Consider the following 18461-nt stretch of genomic DNA (forward strand, 5'->3'; position numbering starts at 1 on the left):
AGGGATCGCCTGGCGACAAAGTGCTGTGTACATAGTGCATGTTATTGCAGGTTTTTGCTGGAGCCTCAGTCTTACTTCGCTTCGTCGCAGAAAGCTTTGTATGCCGCTGCATCCATCAAGCCATCCAAAGCGCTTTTGTCAGCTGGCTTTAGTTTCATGATCCAACCATCTTTTTCGGCAGAGGAGTTGATCAGGCTTTGATCATCCGCGAGTTTTGTATTTACTTCTACGACTTCTCCAGCAATTCCCGCGTATAAATCAGATGCTGCTTTAACCGATTCAATTGCGCCAATGGTGTCGCCAGCCTCAAATGTTTTGCCAACTTCAGGCAGTTCTATGAAAACAATGTCGCCCAGCGAATCTTGCGCCAAATTGCTGATTCCCATCGTCACAATTCCATCGTCACCTAAGCTTAACCACTCATGCGATTTGGTGTATTTGATACTGCTCATTTGTTCATCTCCAAAATGAAATTGTTTTTTATGAAATTTCGACGTCGTCAAAATAGGGTGCCGTAACTTTAACCGTTTTAGCCCTATTTTGGCAAAGCATGATCACTGATTAATGCCTGTAAATTACTTAGTCAGAAAACAATTCTTTTTGAGACAAATAATCGGATGCACTTGCTTCTTGCGGTTTGCTGAGGTTATCAACGCGTACGCCAAGCAATCTGAATCTTTGTTCGAGCGGGATGCGTTGCAGGCATTCGCCGGCGGCGCGTCGTATGGTCAACGCATCTGCAGTCGGCGTTGGTAAGGTGATTACGCGGGTCATAATTTTGAAATCCGTGTAACGCAATTTGATGCCAACGGTACGCCCGACATAGCCTTTGCGTACCAGATCGCCTGCCACGCGCTGGCACAAATTATCAAAAATGACTGTCAGCGCTGCGCGATCGTGGCGGGCATGCATATCGCGTTCGAAAGTGGTTTCTCTGCTGATCGATTTGGTTTCTGATACGGTCGCTACCGGACGTTCATCTATACCTTGCGCGATATCACGTAACCAGGATGCATAGCTCGCCGTGAAATTGGTTTGCAATAAATCCGGATCTGCGCTTGCTAAATCGCCAACGGTAAAAATGCCAATTGAAGCCAACTTTGCATCTGCTTTGGGACCAATGCCGTTAACCTTGCGCGCAGGTAGCGGCCATATCCGACTTGGAATATCCGCATACTGAAGTATCGTCAGTCCATTGGGTTTTTCTAAATCTGAACAAATTTTCGCTAACAGCTTGTTAGGCGCAATACCGATGGAACAAGAAAGTTGAGTGGCATCAAAGACAGCCGCTTTGATTTTCATCGCCAATTCTTGGGTTTCACCAGGTTCGTCGCTCAGATCAATGTAAATTTCGTCAATGCCTCTGTCTTCAATCAGAGGAGCAATTTTTGCTACGGCTTGCTTAAATAATCTGGAGTAATGGCGATACGCGTCAAAATCAGTCGGCAGCAGTATTGCCTCCGGCGCCAGGTGCGCTGCTTTCATAATTCCCATAGCAGAAAAAACACCCAGCGCGCGCGCCGCATAAGTGGAGGTGGTGACCACGCCCCGACCAGCATAATCTTTGATTTTGAAAAAGCGTCGAGTGCCATCGCTTTCAGTTACTGGCTGGTTGGCGGAGCCACCGCCAATGACAACGGGCAAACCACGCAACTCTGGATAGCGCAACAGCTCTACAGATGCATAAAAAGCATCCATGTCCAAGTGCGCAATGCGCCGACTGTTGGATGTCATCATTTAATTTCGGTGAAGTGCCTGTGCAATGATGAATAGGCGCACGTCTTGTCTATGCCATAAACGCAGTCGACATCACGTTGGAACAATTTTCTTTGTTGATAGTTCAAGGTGCGGTAAAAGCAGTAAGAAATGGAAAAAAATACGTTATCGATTATTTTACCGTGTCGAAGTATTTTATTCCGGCAACTGGCTGACACACGCGATTTTGAGAAAAAGCTATTTAGCATTAACCAGAGGCTTAGTAGGGTTTATGTATCTTTATGTATCAACCAGACAAGTGTCATGATATTGTTATTTAAGAATTTTACATTGTTGATTTGGCTTATCAATTTTCTACAACAGAAAGGTTGTGACCATGGAATGGCTACATGAACTGTTCAAGGCATCGCCAGAAATGGCTTTGTTTTTATCGCTTGCAATCGGGTATTACATTGGGAAGATTAAGTTTGGCAAATTTCAGCTGGGGGGTGTCGCAGGCTCTTTGCTGGCTGCCGTTGTCATTAGTCAGGTTGGTGTGCATGTAGATCCTGGCGTTAAAGCGGTGCTGTTTGCCTTGTTCATTTACGCAGTGGGTTACGAAAGCGGACCGCAGTTTTTTAGCTCTCTGGGTAAACAATCGATACGGGAAATTATTCTGGCGGCAGTGTTGGCAGTCACCGGTTTGGCGACAGTGGTTGTGATGGCTAAGTTATTCGGCTTGGACAAAGGTTTAGCTGCAGGCGTGGCGGCAGGTGGTTTGACGCAGTCGGCAATTATTGGCACCGCCAGCGATGCCATCGGAAAACTCGGATTGGGTGCCGTTGAGACTGCGCGGCTGCAGGGAAATGTCGCAGTAGGTTATGCCGTTACCTATGTATTTGGATCTTTCGGTGCGATTATTGTCTGCGTCAACATATTGCCTAAACTGATGGGGCGCAGCATCAAAGAAGATGCCGTGAAAGCTGAAACTGCGATGCATGAAGGTGAACAGGTTTTAGGGCCTAACCAACACGCGGCCGCACCTGATCTGGTCGGACGTATTTATCAAATATCTGAAAGTAAAATCGGCAACGCGCGAACGATCGCCGATATTGAAAACCTCAACCCCACAGCTCCCATTACGATAGAGCGTGTCAAACGTAATGGACAAATCATTGAGGCGACTCCGCAACTGACACTGGAAAACGATGACATCGTTTTAGTCGTTGGCCGTCGTGCTGCAATGGTGAGCGTTGCCCCACAATTAGGGAAAGAGGTGTTTGGTGTAGATGGCATGCAAATGACCATGCATCGTCAAGAAATTGTGCTGACTAATAATATTTATGCACATAAAACCGTCAACGAGATTCGCCAGCAAACTGCAAACGATGTTCGCCATGGAATTTATGTGCTGCAAATTAGTCGGATGGGAAAAGTGTTGGCGATGCAGCCTGACACAGTGGTGGAACTTGGTGACGTAATTTCTATTTATGGCGCAGAGCAGGATGTTAAACGTGTTGCAGCACAAGCCGGTTATGTGATTGTTCAGGATACTAAAACAGATTTTGTGTATCTGGGATCTGGCTTGGTTGTCGGTTTGTTGATTGGCATGTTGACGGCTAAAATCGGTTCGATTCCCTTGACCCTGGGCAGCGGCGGTGGGGCGTTGTTATCTGGCTTGTTGTTTGGCTGGTTCCGTGCAAAGCATCAGTCTTTTGGTGCATTGCCAAGCGCAGCAGGGCAGTTACTTCGCGACCTTGGCTTGGCTGGCTTTGTGGCGGTAGTGGGATTGACGTCAGGTTTGCAGGCAGTACAAACCGTGAAGTCGCAGGGCATGATGGTGTTTGGTGTCGGTGTAGTCGTTACGATATTGCCGTTAATTTTGACGATGCTGATTGGGCGCTATGTTCTGAAGTACGACAATACGGCTGTTTTTGCCGGTGCGCTCAGTGGTTCGCGTAGTGCAAATCCTGCTTTCGGTGAAGTGCTGGATAAGGCCGAAAATACGATTCCGACGGTGCCATTTGCGATTACCTATGCATTGGCAAATGTGTTTCTGACCTTGCTTGGACCATTAATTGTGGCTTTGGTGTGATGTGTCGCAATGCTCGGAAAAGCGTGGCGCCGTCCGGGCATTGGCGTCAATTTTGTGATCTTTAGCGATCGTTAGTGATCGATTGTCGGAAGGCGCTACACCTTTCTAATCTAAGTGATGGTTTGTATTCAGTTTCGCTATGGTGAGTTTCTCTTCCCTCTTGATAAGGAGTAGTGCAAATGGATTTCAGTAACCCGGAAAAACTTGCGAAGTTAAGCCCTTTTGAATTAAAAGATGCATTGATCCAGACTGCGCAGCAGAGCAGTCGTTCTATGCTTAATGCTGGACGCGGTAACCCTAATTTCCTGGCAACCACACCACGCCACGGATTTTTTCAGTTTGGCCTGTTTGCAATGACGGAAGCGGAGCGTTCATTTATTTATATGAATGACGTTGGTGGATTTCCGCAACGTGAAGGCATAGAAGCACGCTTTGAAATTTTCGTTAAGCAACACGCTCAGGCGGAAGGCGTTCGTTTTATTGCGGCGGCGGTATCGTATGTGCGCGATCAGTTAGGATTGTCTGCCGGTGACTTCATTTATGAAATGTGCGAAGCCATCCTTGGTTGCAATTACCCTGTGCCTGATCGCATGCTGAAGTTGAGTGAAAAAATTGTAGGGCATTATATTCACCGCGAAATGGTAGGTAAGCATCCGTTCGAAGGCCGCTTCGATATGTATGCAGTAGAAGGCGGTACAGCAGCGATGACCTACCTTTTCAACAGCTTGAAAGAAAATCATCTGATTCAGGCGGGAGATACGATTGCGCTGGGTATGCCAATTTTCACGCCGTATATTGAAATTCCGGAACTGAACGACTATCAATTAGTAGAGTTGATGATTGATGCGCCGGAAGAAAATAACTGGCAATTCACCAAACCGGAACTGGATAAATTGTTAGACCCGAAAGTGAAGGCTTTCTTCCTGGTTAATCCAAGCAATCCACCTTCAGTCAAAATCGATGATGAAACGCTGGACTACATTGTCGAAATCGTTAAAAAACGGCCAGACCTGATTATTTTGACAGATGATGTCTACGGTACGTTTGCGGACAACTTCGTTTCATTATTCGCCAAGTGCCCGCATAACACTATTCTGGTGTATTCGTTCTCAAAATATTTCGGTGCAACGGGGTGGCGTATGGGCGTGGTAGCCACGCACGAACATAATATTCTGGATGAGAAAATCGCCAAGTTGCCACAAGCGGTGCTGAAGGAACTGGATAAGCGTTACAGCTCGATCACAACCGAGCCACGCAAACTCAAATTTATCGACCGTTTAGTAGCTGATAGCCGCACGGTGGCACTGAATCATACGGCTGGGCTAGCGACACCTATACAGGCGCAAATGACGATGTTTTCGCTGTTTTCGCTGATGGATGAACCGGGCAGTTATAAAGCCTCAATGAAGCGCATCGTGTCACGTCGCAAAGAAGCGTTGTACAGGGAGCTTGATTTGCCGTTGCCGCACGATCCTAACTCTGTGAGTTACTACCATTTGCTCGACATGGAATCATTGTCGGCGCAAATGCACGGTAAAGAGTTTTCGCAATGGTTGTTGAAGACGCTAAAGCCGAATGAAGCCTTATTCCGACTTGCGGCGGAAACTGGCGTGATTCTGTTGCCGGGCAAGGGTTTTGGGACCACGCATCCATCAGGGCGCGTGTCGCTGGCAAACCTTAATGAATATGATTATGCGAATATCGGGCGCGCCATTCGCAAGATGGCGACCGAGTTTTATGCGGTATTTTTGGCGCAAAAAGGTAAGTCGAAAACAGCAACTAAAGCGGTCAAGCAAAGTAGTAGCAGTGCCGTAAAAAGTAAGGCCGTTAAGGCGACGAAAAAAGTGAAAAAATAGAAGGAAGCGTTCTCGTTTATTTTTTTGATTGATGGAAAATCAGGGTCTGGAGTCCCTGTAAAGTTGGTTAACACTGCCTCAGTGGGGCGCCGTACTGTCTGCATACGGCGCCCCACTGAGGCAGTGTTGCGTAAGCCCCACTATAAAAAATATTTGTTGTTAAGTCATTGAATTGAAATAAATTTGTCATTTTCTTGAAGTAATCCAAAGTTAGTCTGTCGTCGTCATTCGGACTTACGCAAAATCGCCTCAACAGCGCTATTCCGATATGCATGAGAAACGATAACTGCGTTGCTTAGCGTTGCTGTGCAACAGCACTATCTGCGCGTCACGCCTTGTTCTCGCCTCTCATGCTTATCGAAATGTTATTTATGTTGTTCGTTGTTTGGACAATTTTGCGTAAGCCCTAAACATGAAAAGGACGACGCATGAGATTACTGACGATACCTAGTGATGCTAACCCGAGTTTTTCCAAGTTAACGGTAAGCCTTGCCAGTACGCCGGAAGAAATACGTGAGGTGCAACGCCTCCGTTATAAAGTGTTTATTGAAGCACTTAGTTTGTCTGCATTAGCCAATCCCGATGGTTTAGATAGTGATGATTTTGATAGGTATTGCGATCATTTAATTGTGCGCGATACCAAAACTTTGCGCGTCGTCGGCACTTATCGTGTAATGAGCCCGGATGCCGCGCGCCGTATGGGAAGCTATTACTCTGAACAAGAATTCGATCTCAGTCGTTTAGATCATCTGCGCAGCCGTATCGCCGAAGCAGGACGTGCCTGCATCCATCCCGATTACCGAAGTGGCGGCGTGATCATGTTGTTGTGGGCCGGTTTAGCGGCGTATATGCGCCGTGAACGTTGTGACTACCTGATGGGCTGTGCCAGTGTGAGTCTGGCCGATGGTGGACACAACGCAGCTGCGCTATATCACGCGCTGACCCCAGAAAATTTCGCCCCGGCAGAATATCGCGTTTCACCAATTACGCCATTCCCTGTCTATGAGCGAGAAGCTGGTCATGCGCCTATCATGCCGCCGTTGTTAAAAGGGTATTTACGCAGCGGTGCATGGGTCTGCGGAGAGCCAGCCTGGGATCCTGATTTTCACTCAGCGGACTTTTTCTTGTTGTTGCCTTTAACGAAACTCGATAGTCGTTATGCGCGTCATTATCTTAAAGAGGAGAAACCGATATGAAGCCCAGTGACCAGTTTCTGAATAGCGGCATTCTTGGTAACGGAACATTGCGAGACATGAAAAAAGAACCAATACGATTTCGTACGATCTGGATATCTGATGTGCATTTAGGGACGACCGGTTGTCAGGCGGCGCGCTTGTTGGAATTTTTACGCGGCACAGAATCCGATACCTTGTATCTGGTCGGTGACATCATCGATGGATGGCAATTAAAACGCCGCTGGTATTGGGACCAAACGCACAACAATGTTGTGCAAACGGTGTTGAAAAAAGCACGTAAGGGAACTGAAGTAATTTTTGTTCCTGGCAATCACGACGAAGCGGTCAGACAATTTATTGACCTTGATTTTGGCGGTATTAAAATTCGCGATGAACTCGTACACACCACGGCGCAAGGAAAACGATTTTTAGTCATACACGGTGATCGTTTTGATGGCGTAATTGCTTGTGCGAAATGGCTGGCCTACGTTGGTGATAACTTGTACACCGTGATTTTAAAATTCAATCAATGGTTCAATAGTTGGCGCGCTCGTGCTGGTCTGCCGTATTGGTCGCTATCGCAATATTTGAAAGGTAAAGTCAAAAATGCGGTGAATTATATTTCTTCATTTGAAGATGCATTAGCGGCAGAAGCGCAGAAAAAAGGACTGGATGGCGTTATTTGCGGCCATATTCATAAGCCGGAAATTCGTGACATCAACGGCATCACGTATTGCAATGATGGTGATTGGGTGGAAAGTCTCTCTGCTTTGGTTGAAGATACCAGCGGCGCATTGCGATTGGTGACTTGGCAAGAGATTTTTGGATATAAAAATGTGATTCAGAATAACGAAATTGCGGCGGAAGAAGGTGAGTTGTGCGAAGCACCAACCTGAATCTAGCAATGTAGAGCGAGCGAATAAACGCAGGAAATAAAAAAAACCTCGCAATGCGAGGTTTTTTTATAAGCAATATTTGCTAAATTACCAAAACTTCCACCAGGACTTTTCTGCTTTGACAGGACCGCCGTGATAGTAGACGCTGTTCGGATAGTTTTTGTCGAGTACGCGTTTGGCATCATCACGAAGTTGATTCTCGCCCAGCGCATCATAGGATTTCATCATGATGTACAGCGCTTCTTCTACCGCTGGCGCATCCGGGTACTGTTGAACCGAATTTTGCGCACGACTTGCCGCAGCGACATAAGCGCCACGACGCAAATAGTAACTGGCAACGTGAACATCGTATTGCGCCATTGCTTGCACCAGATATTTCATCCGATCGCGAGAATCCGGGGCATATTGGCTATTCGGGAAGCGTACAACCACTTGTTTGAATGCGTCAAAAGCGTCGCGCGCTGCTTTCGGATCGCGTTCGGTAGGATCTTCCTGAGCCAAAAAGTCGAAAATACTGACGCGATCGTTAAAGTTGACCAGACCACGCAGGTAGTACATGTAATCAACGTTAGGGTGATTCGGGTGCATTTTAATGAAGCGATCAATCGCAGCCAAAGCCTCAGGTTGTTCACCCTGGCGGTAATGGGCATAAGCGATATCCATCTGTGCTTGTTGAGCGTAGGTACCGAACGGGAAGCGCGTTTCCAGCTTTTCAAAATACTGAATTGCCTTGTCGTAACCGCCACTATTCATTTCGTCCTTGGCCTCCGAGTATAATTTGGGCGCGGACCAGTTTGCGGTTTCATCGGTTTTGTCTGGTAGTAGGCCACAGGCCGATACTGATAATGCGATTGCAATTGCAGCTAGTTTGGATAAGTTTTTTTGCATGGTGTTCGCGAAAATGTGAAAAGCCGTGTAAACAATTGATGGATTATAGCCGATGGGACATGCAGTGACGTCATTTACAAAACCAAATATGGTTGAAAACCCGCAAGTAACCGCTCAGGCGGACGATTTCATAGCCGACAGCGATGATATCGAAGAAGCCGGCATTAGTGTTGATGAAATTAACGAGATAGTATTGAATTTAACGCCAGAGGTCTGTGGAACCCGGCTTGATAAAGTGATATCTACTTTAATTCCGCAGTATTCTCGTAGCCGCATTCAGCAATGGATGGAAGCCGGCCACGTTAGTGTTGATGGCAAAATTGCCACAACAAAAATGATTGCGTATGGCGATGAGAATGTCATCGTTTTGCCGCAGCCAGCACCGGATGAGCATGCCTACGAGCCAGAGGAAATGGCTTTGGATGTCGTTTACGAAGACGATGACATTATTGTGATCAATAAACCGGCTGGATTAGTCGTTCATCCGGCCGCAGGGAACTGGTCCGGGACGTTGTTAAATGGCTTGCTATTTCGTTGGTCGCAACTGGGCGGCGTGCCGCGAGCCGGGATTGTCCATCGCTTGGACAAAGATACTAGCGGTTTGATGGTAGTCGCAAAAAATCTTGAGTCACAAACGGATTTGGTACGTCAATTGCAAGCGCGTACGGTCAAGCGCCATTATTTGGCATTGGTATGGGGCACGCCACAATTGAACGGCACCATTGATAAAGCAATGGCACGCCATCCCCGTGATCGCATCAAAATGGCAGTGTCTGACAGTTTGAGCGCGAAAACGGCGGTAACGCATTACGAGCGCCTGGCAACCGGAGCAATCGATGGGCGTCTGGTGAGTTTGATGCGTTGTCAATTAGAAACCGGACGTACGCATCAAATTAGGGTGCATATGCTATCACTCGGTTTTGCGTTGGTTGGCGACACTTTATATGGCAAACAGCATTTGATGCCGGTATTTCCACGTCAGGCTTTACATGCAACGCGTTTAGGCTTGATTCATCCTGATAGTGGAGAAGATTGCGCCTGGTATGCACCGTTGCCTGATGATTTTGAGGAATTATTAGCGCGGGCCGGGATTGTCGTGCCTGAAACGTTGCCTGAATAATTAAGTTTCTGTTTTTTGATTGAACACTACCCCATGCATGTCATTATTCCAAATTGGATCGCTTTACCGCATCGTGTCGGTGCTTTTTCAACTACGCGGCAGGGTGGTGTCAGTCACATACCGTACGACGACGGCATGGGCGGTGGCGGTCTGAATCTTGGCTCACATGTTGATGACCAATTGGCCGATGTCGAAAGCAATCGCGCTTTGTTGGATTGCTTATTGCCGACATCACCAATCTGGTTGTCGCAAGTGCATGGAGTGAATGTGGTTGATGCTGCAGAAGTGATGGCCGGTGTTGAGGCTGATGCGGCTATTACAACCAAGCGCGGTGTCGTCTGCGCAGTGCAGACTGCAGATTGTTTACCGGTATTGTTTTATGATAATGGCGGTCATGTAGTTGGTGCTGCGCACGCCGGTTGGCGTGGCTTGGTGAGTGGCGTGCTGGAAAATACAGTGGCACGCATGCGTGCAAGCGGTGATGAGGTTGGTGAAATCATCGCGTGGTGCGGACCCGCAATAGGCCCGCAACAATTTGAAGTGGGCACAGATGTACTGGAGGCTTTTATGGCGCGTGCCATAACACTGCAGATGTCAGCAACAGTGCAAAACGAGATTCAGTCAGCTTTTGTTGCAATCCCTGAGCGTGCTGGAAAATATCTTGCCGATATCTATCGTTTGGCGCGCATTGTTTTACGTGAAGTAAATGTGCACCATGTTTATGGCGGAGAGGCTTGTACGGTCAGCGATAAACGGTTTTATTCTTATCGCCGTGACAAAGTGACAGGGCGTATGGCAGCATTAATCTGGTTGAAATGAACCAGTCAAAGTAAGTCATTGATTTAGTTTTTGATTGAAGCTCACATACAAACTGAACATCAGTTTTTCAAATTATCCTCGTCGACGTTTTTGAGAATTTTCTTAGCGCGATCATCAATCGTTTCCCCTTTTATTTCTTCTCGGATAGACAAACGTCGCTGTTCTGCGGCTCTTTGTCGATTTCGCTTGCGTTGCGGTGTGCCCATCAGGTATAAAACTATTGCCAAAGGAAGAACGCCATAGAAAAGAAATGTCATGACACCGGCAGCTGCGGACGACTCCGTAATGGACATCATGAAGACAACATAAATCCAGCCGATGGCGATAATATACATAGAGTATGCGATTCAAGTGATGAGATAGCCCCAGACGATACGCTAAAGTTATGGTAACAGCACATGAATAATCAAAATATCCCCAATGCTTTCACTCTCGTGGAAATGACGCAGATATCACAGAAAATTGCTGAGCATATTTCGCATACGGTGTCGCAATTCAAAGATGCGCAGCAATGGTCATTACCTTCCGCAAATAAGCCATTCGACTTTAGTGCGCTGATGCAGAGCATACCTTCCAGCGCAAGTTTGACTGGACCAGGCATTACACTTAATCCAGCGTTGCTAGAGCAGTTGCAAGAACAATACGCCCAGCAGTTTGCCGTTTTATGGCAAAACATGCTTGCTTCGAAAACGCCTGCACTGACCGATAAACGATTTAGTCATGAAGCATGGCAAAGCACGTCGTTGCACGCTTTCAATGCAGCCATTTATTTATTGAACGGTCAGTTTTTATCGGCGATGGTTGATACAGTTGAAGCGCCGCTGAAAACCAAAAGAAAGATTGCTTTCGCAGTGCAACAAATGATCGACGCGATGTCACCGTCCAATTTTTTCGCCAGTAATCCAGTCGCGCAACAAAAAATGATTGAGACGAAAGGTGAAAGCCTGGCTCGCGGTATGGCGCATTTGATGGCCGATATGAAAAAAGGCAAAATTTCACAAACGGATGAAACTGCTTTTGAGGTCGGTAAAGATGTCGCAACCACCGAGGGCGCGGTGGTATTTGAGCATCCGTTATTCCAGTTAATTCAATATAGTCCGTTGACTAAAACGGTGCATCAGCGACCTCTGCTGATTGTGCCGCCATGTATCAACAAGTTTTACATTTTAGACTTGCAGCCACAAAATTCGCTGGTGAGATTCGCTGTTGAGCAAGGCCACACTGTATTCCTGATATCTTGGTGTAACGCTGATGCCTCGGTTGAGCAAGCGAATTGGGATCAATATATTGAAGATGGCGCGATACAGGCGATTCATGTGGCGCAAAAAATTTCAGGGCAGGAAAAGATCAATGCGCTTGGTTTTTGTGTAGGCGGCACGATTTTGTCAGCGGCACTTGCGGTGTTGTTTGCGCGCGGAGAAAAACCGGTTTCCAGCCTGACGTTATTGACGACATTCCTCGACTTCACTGATACCGGCATCCTTGATGTTTATATTGATGATGCGCAAATTAAACTGCGAGAAAAAGCTATTGGGCAGGGCGGCTTGATGCCGGGACGTGATTTTTCTTCTGCATTTTCCAGTCTGCGCCCCAACGATTTAGTATGGAACTATGTTGAATCCAATTATCTCAAAGGTGAGGAGCCAACGGCCTTTGATTTGTTGTACTGGAATGCAGATACTACCAATTTGCCAGGACCGATGTTTTGTTACTACTTGCGCAATATGTATTTGGATAATGCGTTAAAGGAGCCGGGCAAACTGACCATCGCGGGTGAGAAACTTGATCTTGGCAAAATCAGTGCGCCAACCTTTATTTACGCATCGCGAGAAGATCATATTGTGCCTTGGACGTCCGCTTATGCTTCAACGCAGCTACTTAATCCTAAGCACCCGGAGCGTAACCGTTTTGTACTCGGCGCATCTGGTCATATTGCAGGCGTCATTAATCCTCCGGCAAAAAAGAAACGGAATTATTGGACCAATCAACAAGCAAAGCCGGGCATATCGGCCGATACTTGGTTTACTGATGCAATTGAACACCCAGGTAGTTGGTGGACAGAATGGGCGGAATTTTTGTCCCAACATGGCGGCAAACAAATAACCGCACCAAAGAAATTGGGCAGTACCAGCTTTAAACCGATTGAACCGGCGCCCGGGCGTTATGTAAAAGCCAGAGCCGAATAAAAACAAGAAAAATCGTGGCAATCTGTAGCACGAACGTAAAGAATATTGCGAGTTTATGGATTGTAGTACCTCTGAAAGACCAGATCTTAACGAGGAGTATGGAGAGTATTAGCGATGCATTCGTATCGTTTTTGTTAATCGAATAAATAGGAGACAAACATGTCCAAGCGAATTGCATATGTAACTGGTGGAATGGGCGGGATTGGGACACCAATTTGCACTCGGCTTTGCCGAGATGGTTATACCGTCGTAGCAGGATGCGGTCCAAATTCAACCCGCAAAGACAGATGGTTAGCCGAAATGCGTGCACAAGGATTTGATATTCACGCGTCAGAAGGCAATGTGTCGAGCTGGGAATCAACCGTAGCGGCTTTTGATAAAGTCAAAGCGGACATTGGCCAAGTTGATGTCTTGGTCAATAACGCTGGTATTACCCGCGATGGTCAATTTCGCAAAATGTCTAAAGACGATTGGGATGCTGTCATTAATACCAACCTGAACTCCTTGTTCAATGTTACCAAGCAAGTTATTGAAGGAATGGTAGATCGTGGCTTTGGGCGCATCATCAATATTTCTTCGGTGAATGGTCAAAAGGGGCAGTTTGGACAAACCAATTATTCGACTGCGAAAGCGGGAATTCACGGCTTTACCATGGCATTGGCACAAGAAGTTGCCACCAAAGGTGTCACTGTCAATACCGTTTCACCGGGTTATGTGGGAACTGACATGGTGCGCGCAATCCGGCCTGAAGTACTGGAAAAAATTGTCGCAGGGATTCCACTTAAGCGATTGGCAGAGCCAGAGGAAATCGCCTCCATCATTGCCTGGATTGCTTCCGAGGAAGGTGGTTATGCAACTGGTTCGGATTTCTCGCTGAACGGCGGCTTGCATATGGGGTAAATAGAAGGGGCGAAAAAAGCAACTTTTATCCCCGTGGCTTGGTTTACAATATTTTTTGTAAAACATTAAATTCGGGCACTACCAGCACCATGTAATGTTGTGTATAGTGCCCGTCAGTGCTCCGTGAGACCGGCGCATTTTTACCTACGCCCAAGTAAAGTCAGAATGCATGATTATCATGCATTCTCAATATGCGCCATAGCAGAATGAACTGGAAATTGACATGACTACTACAAAAAAAAATGCTGAGCGCCTGATTAAGAAATACCCGAACCGCCGTCTTTATGACACTCAGACTAGTTCTTACATCACTTTGACAGATGTCAAACAATTGGTGCTCGATAACGAAGAGTTTGCTGTAGTCGATGCCAAAACTGAAGAAAATCTCACGCGCAGCATTTTGTTGCAAATTATTCTGGAAGAAGAGTCGAACGGCACGCCGATGTTCTCCAGTCCTGCACTTGCGCAAATCATTCGCTATTACGGTCACGCCATGCAAGGAATGATGGGCTCTTACCTTGAAAAGAACATTCAAACTTTCATTGATATTCAAAACAAGCTGACGGAAAACTCTAAAGGCATGTATGAAGGTAAGCCATTTAGCCCTGAGATGTGGACGCAATTTATGAATGTTCAGGGGCCAATGATGCAAGGCATGATGAACAATTACATAGAGCAAAGTAAATCCCTGTTTGTGCAAATGCAGGAGCAAATGCAAAGCCAAAGCAAAAATATGTTTGGCACTTTTCCTTTTGCGTCAGCGCCACCACACAAAGAAAAGTAAATTATTTGACAATTTTTGTTGGGAAAAATTCAATATTCAATGGCTTGCGCAATAAAAATTGTGTAAGCCATTGTCTTTTTATAATGATGTTTCTCATCGCAGCAGCTTGAGAGGTGAGATTAGCTCGCGGTTCAATTCAGCGGAAAGGGTACAATAGCGGATTCGTCTTGTCCCTTTCTTGCCATGTCTAACACCACTCCAGTTTTTACCCCTATTTCAACTCCATCGGCGCCTAAAGTTGGCTTCGTTTCGCTCGGCTGTCCAAAAGCGCTGGTCGATTCAGAGCAAATCCTCACGCAACTGCGTGCTGAAGGCTATGAAACCGCAAAATCCTACGACGGTGCCGATCTGGTGATTGTCAATACGTGCGGCTTCATTGACGCCGCAGTGCAGGAATCACTTGATGCCATCGGTGAGGCACTCAGCGAAAACGGCAAAGTCATTGTCACAGGATGTCTGGGCGCAAAGAAAGATGCGGACGGAGACGATCTGATTCAAAAAATCCATCCTAAAGTGCTAGAAGTGACCGGGCCGCATGCGGTCGGCGAGGTCATGTTCGCTGTGCATAAATATTTACCTAAGCCACACGATCCATTTCTGGATTTAGTACCTGCGCAAGGCGTGAAATTGACGCCTAAGCATTTCGCCTATTTGAAAATTTCTGAAGGCTGTAACCACCGTTGCAGTTTTTGTATTATTCCATCCATGCGCGGAGATCTGGTTTCACGTCCAATTGCCGACATCATGCTGGAAGCTGAAAACCTGTTTAAAGCCGGCGTTAAAGAATTGCTAGTGATTTCGCAAGATACAAGTGCCTATGGTGTTGATGTCAAATTCCGCATGGGCTTCTGGAACGGCAAGCCAGTCAAAACGCATATGACGCAGTTAGTAACTGCCTTAGGTGAGTTGGCTGCGCATTATGGCGCCTGGGTACGTCTGCACTATGTTTATCCTTATCCGCACGTCGATCACATTATTCCATTAATGGCAGAGGGCAAAATTCTGCCTTATCTGGATGTGCCGCTGCAACATGCACACCCTGACGTACTAAAGCGGATGAAACGTCCCGCCAACGGTGAAAAAAATATTGAGCGTATTCAGGCTTGGCGTGCGATGTGCCCGGATCTCACGATTCGCTCCACTTTCATCGCAGGCTTCCCGGGTGAGACGGAAGCTGAATTTGAATATCTGTTGGATTTCTTGAAAGAAGCGGAAATCGACCGTCTCGGTTGTTTTGCCTATTCTCCGGTGGCTGGCGCAACCGCGAACGATATCGCGAATCCGGTGCCAGAAGAGCTGCGCGAAGAACGTCGTGGCCGGGTGATGCTATTGCAAGAAGAAATCTCCAAAAAGCGTTTGCAAGCCAAAGTCGGCAAAACTATGCGCGTATTAATCGACCAGGTTGATCGCAATGGTGGCGTTGGTCGTACTAGTGCAGATGCGCCGGAAATTGATGGCGTTGTTTATGTTAAACCGCCATTTGAACCGCATAAGAAGCTGGTGGTTGGTGAGTTTGTTGATGTCACGATTACCGCTGCAGATGCACATGATTTATGGGCTGCAGCTTAAGTAATACCAAATAATCGCTTTGAAAACTACCGCCGTCATCTTCGCGAACGCGGCGATCCAAATTTCGTAATGGGGATTCCCGCGTTACTGGGAATGACGAGGTCATTTTCAAAATGATAGATTGAACTTACTTAAGAAATAACCCAAATCTAATAATCTCTGTTTGAAGGTATTGTTAATGTTGTTTCGAATCACATTTTCGCTGCTTTTGCTGTTTTTTACTTCAGGCGCAGTGATGGCGGCACCAGCAGATGGAATAGCCGATACTGCTGAAGCAACTAATGCTGCCGACGCCTTAACTTGCCCCGCCACACATTTGTTTGCCCAGCCTTTGACGCTTCAAGGGACCTTGGATGAAAAGCAAATCGAAATGCATTTGCAACTCAAGCCGAATGCTGAGGACGGTATTGAAGGGTCATACGCGACATTAAATCCGGCAACTGCTCATCCTAAGAAAGTGCTGTTAGTCGGAGAGTGTGAAGGTCAACAAATTTCGATGGAAGAGTCGGAAGATGATCAGGGCATTTCCGGTTATTGGATAGGCACCGTTGCCAATGGTGTTTATAGTGGGAATTGGTCACCGGCATCGGACGAAAATACGACTAAGCATTTTATTTTAAAATTGCAAGTGGGTATTTCGCATAAGCCTTAAAAATAGAATTGAACGACAATATTCAAAGAGGGACATACGTATGACAAAGCCATTTTCGCAAACCGAATTGATACACAACGAATATCAGGCACCGCAAGGATTTAATGCTTTTTCAGTACCGATTCATCATGCATCGACGGTATTGTTCGATAATGTCGCTGCGTTGCGCTCGAAGGAATGGCTGGACAAAAATGCGTACCGCTATGGCTTGCACGGGACGCCAACCACTTTTACTTTAGAAGCGCGCCTGGCGTCAATTGAAGGGGGCGAATATTGCCGCCTTGCTCAAAGTGGATTGGGAGCGCTGGCGCTGGTCGATTTCGCTTTTTTGAAGGCCGGCGACGACATGCTGTTGCCGGATAATGTCTATGGCGACAATCGCGGTTTAAGCGACTGGCTATCTGCCAACTTCAATATCACCACGCGTTATTACCCGCCATTGATAGGCAGCGGTATTGCCGATTTAATTCAAGCCAATACCAAGCTGATCTGGGCCGAGGCGCCAGGTTCAGTCTCAATGGAAGTTCCTGATATTCCGGCCATTTGCGCTGCAGCGCATGCAAAAGGCGTGCTTGTAGCGATTGATAACACGTGGTCTGCCGGTTTGGCATTTCGTGCTTTTGATCATGGGGCAGATATTGTGATGCAAGCGCTGACCAAATATCAGTCAGGTGGTTCCGATGTGCTTATGGGAGCGGTGATTACACGCGATCCTAAACTGGCGCAACAGATAGAAAACTCGTACTCCAGTATTGGCTTCAATGTCAGCCCGGACGACGCTTATCTTGTTTTACGTAGTTTGCCATCGATGAAGCTACGCTTTGAAGCGCACGATGCGGCTGGACGTGAAGTGGCAATGTGGTTAAAAGGACGTAGTGAAATTAGTAAAGTATTACACCCGGCTTTTGCTGATTGTCCCGGCCACGAAATCTGGAAGCGCGATTTTACCGGTGCCGCAGGCTTGTTCTCAGTATTGTTCGATGCGCGCTACAGTGAAGAGCAAACTGACCGTTTTGTCGATAGCCTGAAATTGTTCAAAATCGGCTTTAGCTGGGGTGGGGCTAACAGTCTCGCCGTGCCGTATCGCATCAAAGCGATGCGTCAAAATTGGCAGGAGCAGGGAACGTTAGTGCGATTCAATATTGGCTTGGAAGACACGCAGGATTTGATTGCGGATATTGAACAGGCGTTGAATAAGCTATAAGCAGGCTATAAATAAGCTATAAATTCGGCACGTTAAGTAAGCATCAACAGCAGGTAGGAAAGCGTAGCGGCTCTCCTGCCTGCATGCAGGTTAAGCCACGCGCTTACCAAGAATAATCAAATCTCTCTCAATACCATCTAAGGTAGCCACACCCGGCATTTTTGCCCATTGTTCAAATCCGAAAGTATTGAATAATTGCAAGCTAGGTGCGTTGTGGCCGAAAATAAATCCCAGCAAAGTATGTACCCCAACGTTTGGCGCGTAGGCTATAGCTTGCTGCATCAGATAGCGGCCAACACCTTTGCCACGTGCAACTTCATGAATATAGATGGAAATTTCCGCGGTACCAGCGTAAGCGGGGCGACCATAAAAATCGGAATAAGATAGCCAGCCCAAGATGGGAGTGGAGCCGGTTATTGCATCTTGTGGCGCATCCACCACCCATAACGGTCGCGTAGTCGGATTATGTGCGTCAAACCAGGCTTGACGTGATTCGACGGAGACAGGCTCTGTATCTGCGGTTACATCACGCGAGGCGATAGTGCTGTTATAGATCGCAACAATGGCGGCCAGATCGGATTGACGTGCTAGTCGGTGCTGATAATCCATAGATAAGAATACG

At 46.9% G+C, this 18461-nt stretch carries 17 protein-coding genes; 12 read left to right on the forward strand and 5 right to left on the reverse strand.

What is annotated here, in order from left to right; translation table 11 throughout:
• Window positions 1-71 precede the first annotated feature (71 nt).
• Window positions 72-452 (reverse strand): glycine cleavage system protein GcvH, encoded by a 381-nt coding sequence (gcvH, locus tag GEV47_RS00350; RefSeq protein WP_153232746.1) that lies wholly within the window; start codon window positions 450-452, stop codon window positions 72-74.
• Window positions 453-579: 127 nt separating this feature from the next.
• On the reverse strand, window positions 580-1734 hold the full coding sequence (gene dinB, locus GEV47_RS00355) for a DNA polymerase IV (RefSeq protein WP_153233713.1): 1155 nt from the start codon (window positions 1732-1734) through the stop codon (window positions 580-582).
• A 358-nt stretch (window positions 1735-2092) separates the two neighbouring features.
• Between dinB and aspT the strand changes: the two genes are divergently transcribed.
• From aspT to GEV47_RS00375, 4 genes are all read left to right on the forward strand, one after another.
• On the forward strand, window positions 2093-3790 hold the full coding sequence (gene aspT, locus GEV47_RS00360) for an aspartate-alanine antiporter (protein WP_153232747.1): 1698 nt from the start codon (window positions 2093-2095) through the stop codon (window positions 3788-3790).
• Between the two features lie 179 nt (window positions 3791-3969).
• A complete protein-coding gene (locus GEV47_RS00365) occupies window positions 3970-5646 on the forward strand; it encodes a bifunctional aspartate transaminase/aspartate 4-decarboxylase (RefSeq protein ID WP_153232748.1) in 1677 nt (558 codons plus the stop codon).
• 428 nt (window positions 5647-6074) lie between these two features.
• A complete protein-coding gene (locus GEV47_RS00370; protein WP_153232749.1) occupies window positions 6075-6842 on the forward strand; it encodes a GNAT family N-acetyltransferase in 768 nt (255 codons plus the stop codon).
• The gene (locus GEV47_RS00375; RefSeq protein ID WP_153232750.1) at window positions 6839-7717 is read left to right on the forward strand and encodes a UDP-2,3-diacylglucosamine diphosphatase; all 879 of its coding nucleotides are present in this window, start codon (window positions 6839-6841) and stop codon (window positions 7715-7717) included. Before GEV47_RS00370 ends, GEV47_RS00375 begins: the two co-directional genes overlap by 4 nt.
• Before the next feature lie 87 nt (window positions 7718-7804).
• Here the strand turns inward: GEV47_RS00375 and GEV47_RS00380 are convergent, their stop codons facing one another.
• A complete protein-coding gene (locus tag GEV47_RS00380) occupies window positions 7805-8605 on the reverse strand; it encodes an outer membrane protein assembly factor BamD (protein ID WP_153232751.1) in 801 nt (266 codons plus the stop codon).
• Window positions 8606-8657: 52 nt separating this feature from the next.
• Between GEV47_RS00380 and GEV47_RS00385 the strand changes: the two genes are divergently transcribed.
• Both GEV47_RS00385 and pgeF read left to right on the forward strand, forming a co-directional pair.
• On the forward strand, window positions 8658-9725 hold the full coding sequence (locus GEV47_RS00385; protein WP_153232752.1) for an RluA family pseudouridine synthase: 1068 nt from the start codon (window positions 8658-8660) through the stop codon (window positions 9723-9725).
• A gap of 33 nt (window positions 9726-9758) precedes the next feature.
• Window positions 9759-10544 carry a peptidoglycan editing factor PgeF gene (gene pgeF / locus GEV47_RS00390; RefSeq protein ID WP_153232753.1) on the forward strand — a complete coding sequence of 262 codons (786 nt, stop codon included), beginning with the start codon at window positions 9759-9761 and terminating at the stop codon, window positions 10542-10544.
• Window positions 10545-10603: 59 nt separating this feature from the next.
• Here the strand turns inward: pgeF and GEV47_RS00395 are convergent, their stop codons facing one another.
• On the reverse strand, window positions 10604-10879 hold the full coding sequence (locus GEV47_RS00395; RefSeq protein WP_153232754.1) for a hypothetical protein: 276 nt from the start codon (window positions 10877-10879) through the stop codon (window positions 10604-10606).
• A 63-nt stretch (window positions 10880-10942) separates the two neighbouring features.
• Between GEV47_RS00395 and phaC the strand changes: the two genes are divergently transcribed.
• The 6 genes from phaC to GEV47_RS00425 all read left to right on the forward strand — a co-directional run bounded on the left by phaC (window position 10943) and on the right by GEV47_RS00425 (window position 17839).
• Window positions 10943-12730, forward strand: coding sequence for a class I poly(R)-hydroxyalkanoic acid synthase (phaC, locus tag GEV47_RS00400; RefSeq protein ID WP_153232755.1), 1788 nt, complete (start codon window positions 10943-10945; stop codon window positions 12728-12730).
• 159 nt (window positions 12731-12889) lie between these two features.
• Window positions 12890-13630, forward strand: coding sequence for a 3-ketoacyl-ACP reductase (locus tag GEV47_RS00405; RefSeq protein WP_153232756.1), 741 nt, complete (start codon window positions 12890-12892; stop codon window positions 13628-13630).
• Window positions 13631-13853: 223 nt separating this feature from the next.
• Window positions 13854-14414 (forward strand): polyhydroxyalkanoate synthesis repressor PhaR, encoded by a 561-nt coding sequence (gene phaR, locus GEV47_RS00410; protein WP_153232757.1) that lies wholly within the window; start codon window positions 13854-13856, stop codon window positions 14412-14414.
• A 183-nt stretch (window positions 14415-14597) separates the two neighbouring features.
• Entirely contained in the window at window positions 14598-15983 is a 1386-nt protein-coding gene (gene rimO / locus GEV47_RS00415; RefSeq protein WP_153232758.1) for a 30S ribosomal protein S12 methylthiotransferase RimO, read from the forward strand.
• A 178-nt stretch (window positions 15984-16161) separates the two neighbouring features.
• Window positions 16162-16635, forward strand: coding sequence for a hypothetical protein (locus tag GEV47_RS00420; protein WP_153232759.1), 474 nt, complete (start codon window positions 16162-16164; stop codon window positions 16633-16635).
• A gap of 40 nt (window positions 16636-16675) precedes the next feature.
• Window positions 16676-17839, forward strand: a complete 1164-nt coding sequence (locus tag GEV47_RS00425) for a cystathionine beta-lyase (RefSeq protein ID WP_153232760.1) — start codon at window positions 16676-16678, stop codon at window positions 17837-17839.
• Between the two features lie 90 nt (window positions 17840-17929).
• On the opposite strand, the gene GEV47_RS00430 is transcribed toward GEV47_RS00425, so the two are convergent.
• Window positions 17930-18448: a GNAT family N-acetyltransferase gene (locus GEV47_RS00430; RefSeq protein ID WP_153232761.1), complete on the reverse strand. Its 519-nt coding sequence runs from the start codon at window positions 18446-18448 to the stop codon at window positions 17930-17932.
• Between the last annotated feature and the right edge of the window lie 13 nt (window positions 18449-18461).

This window comes from Glaciimonas soli, from assembly GCF_009497155.1.
Classification (GTDB): domain Bacteria; phylum Pseudomonadota; class Gammaproteobacteria; order Burkholderiales; family Burkholderiaceae_D; genus Glaciimonas; species Glaciimonas soli.

Coding starts and splice junctions, on each gene's coding strand:
- gcvH (WP_153232746.1), bottom strand. CDS start 452: ATGAGCAGTATCAAATACACCAAATCGCATGAGTGGTTAAGCTTAGGT.
- dinB (WP_153233713.1), bottom strand. CDS start 1,734: ATGACATCCAACAGTCGGCGCATTGCGCACTTGGACATGGATGCTTTT.
- aspT (WP_153232747.1), top strand. CDS start 2,093: ATGGAATGGCTACATGAACTGTTCAAGGCATCGCCAGAAATGGCTTTG.
- GEV47_RS00365 (WP_153232748.1), top strand. CDS start 3,970: ATGGATTTCAGTAACCCGGAAAAACTTGCGAAGTTAAGCCCTTTTGAA.
- GEV47_RS00370 (WP_153232749.1), top strand. CDS start 6,075: ATGAGATTACTGACGATACCTAGTGATGCTAACCCGAGTTTTTCCAAG.
- GEV47_RS00375 (WP_153232750.1), top strand. CDS start 6,839: ATGAAGCCCAGTGACCAGTTTCTGAATAGCGGCATTCTTGGTAACGGA.
- GEV47_RS00380 (WP_153232751.1), bottom strand. CDS start 8,605: ATGCAAAAAAACTTATCCAAACTAGCTGCAATTGCAATCGCATTATCA.
- GEV47_RS00385 (WP_153232752.1), top strand. CDS start 8,658: ATGGGACATGCAGTGACGTCATTTACAAAACCAAATATGGTTGAAAAC.
- pgeF (WP_153232753.1), top strand. CDS start 9,759: ATGCATGTCATTATTCCAAATTGGATCGCTTTACCGCATCGTGTCGGT.
- GEV47_RS00395 (WP_153232754.1), bottom strand. CDS start 10,879: ATGTATATTATCGCCATCGGCTGGATTTATGTTGTCTTCATGATGTCC.
- phaC (WP_153232755.1), top strand. CDS start 10,943: ATGAATAATCAAAATATCCCCAATGCTTTCACTCTCGTGGAAATGACG.
- GEV47_RS00405 (WP_153232756.1), top strand. CDS start 12,890: ATGTCCAAGCGAATTGCATATGTAACTGGTGGAATGGGCGGGATTGGG.
- phaR (WP_153232757.1), top strand. CDS start 13,854: ATGACTACTACAAAAAAAAATGCTGAGCGCCTGATTAAGAAATACCCG.
- rimO (WP_153232758.1), top strand. CDS start 14,598: ATGTCTAACACCACTCCAGTTTTTACCCCTATTTCAACTCCATCGGCG.
- GEV47_RS00420 (WP_153232759.1), top strand. CDS start 16,162: ATGTTGTTTCGAATCACATTTTCGCTGCTTTTGCTGTTTTTTACTTCA.
- GEV47_RS00425 (WP_153232760.1), top strand. CDS start 16,676: ATGACAAAGCCATTTTCGCAAACCGAATTGATACACAACGAATATCAG.
- GEV47_RS00430 (WP_153232761.1), bottom strand. CDS start 18,448: ATGGATTATCAGCACCGACTAGCACGTCAATCCGATCTGGCCGCCATT.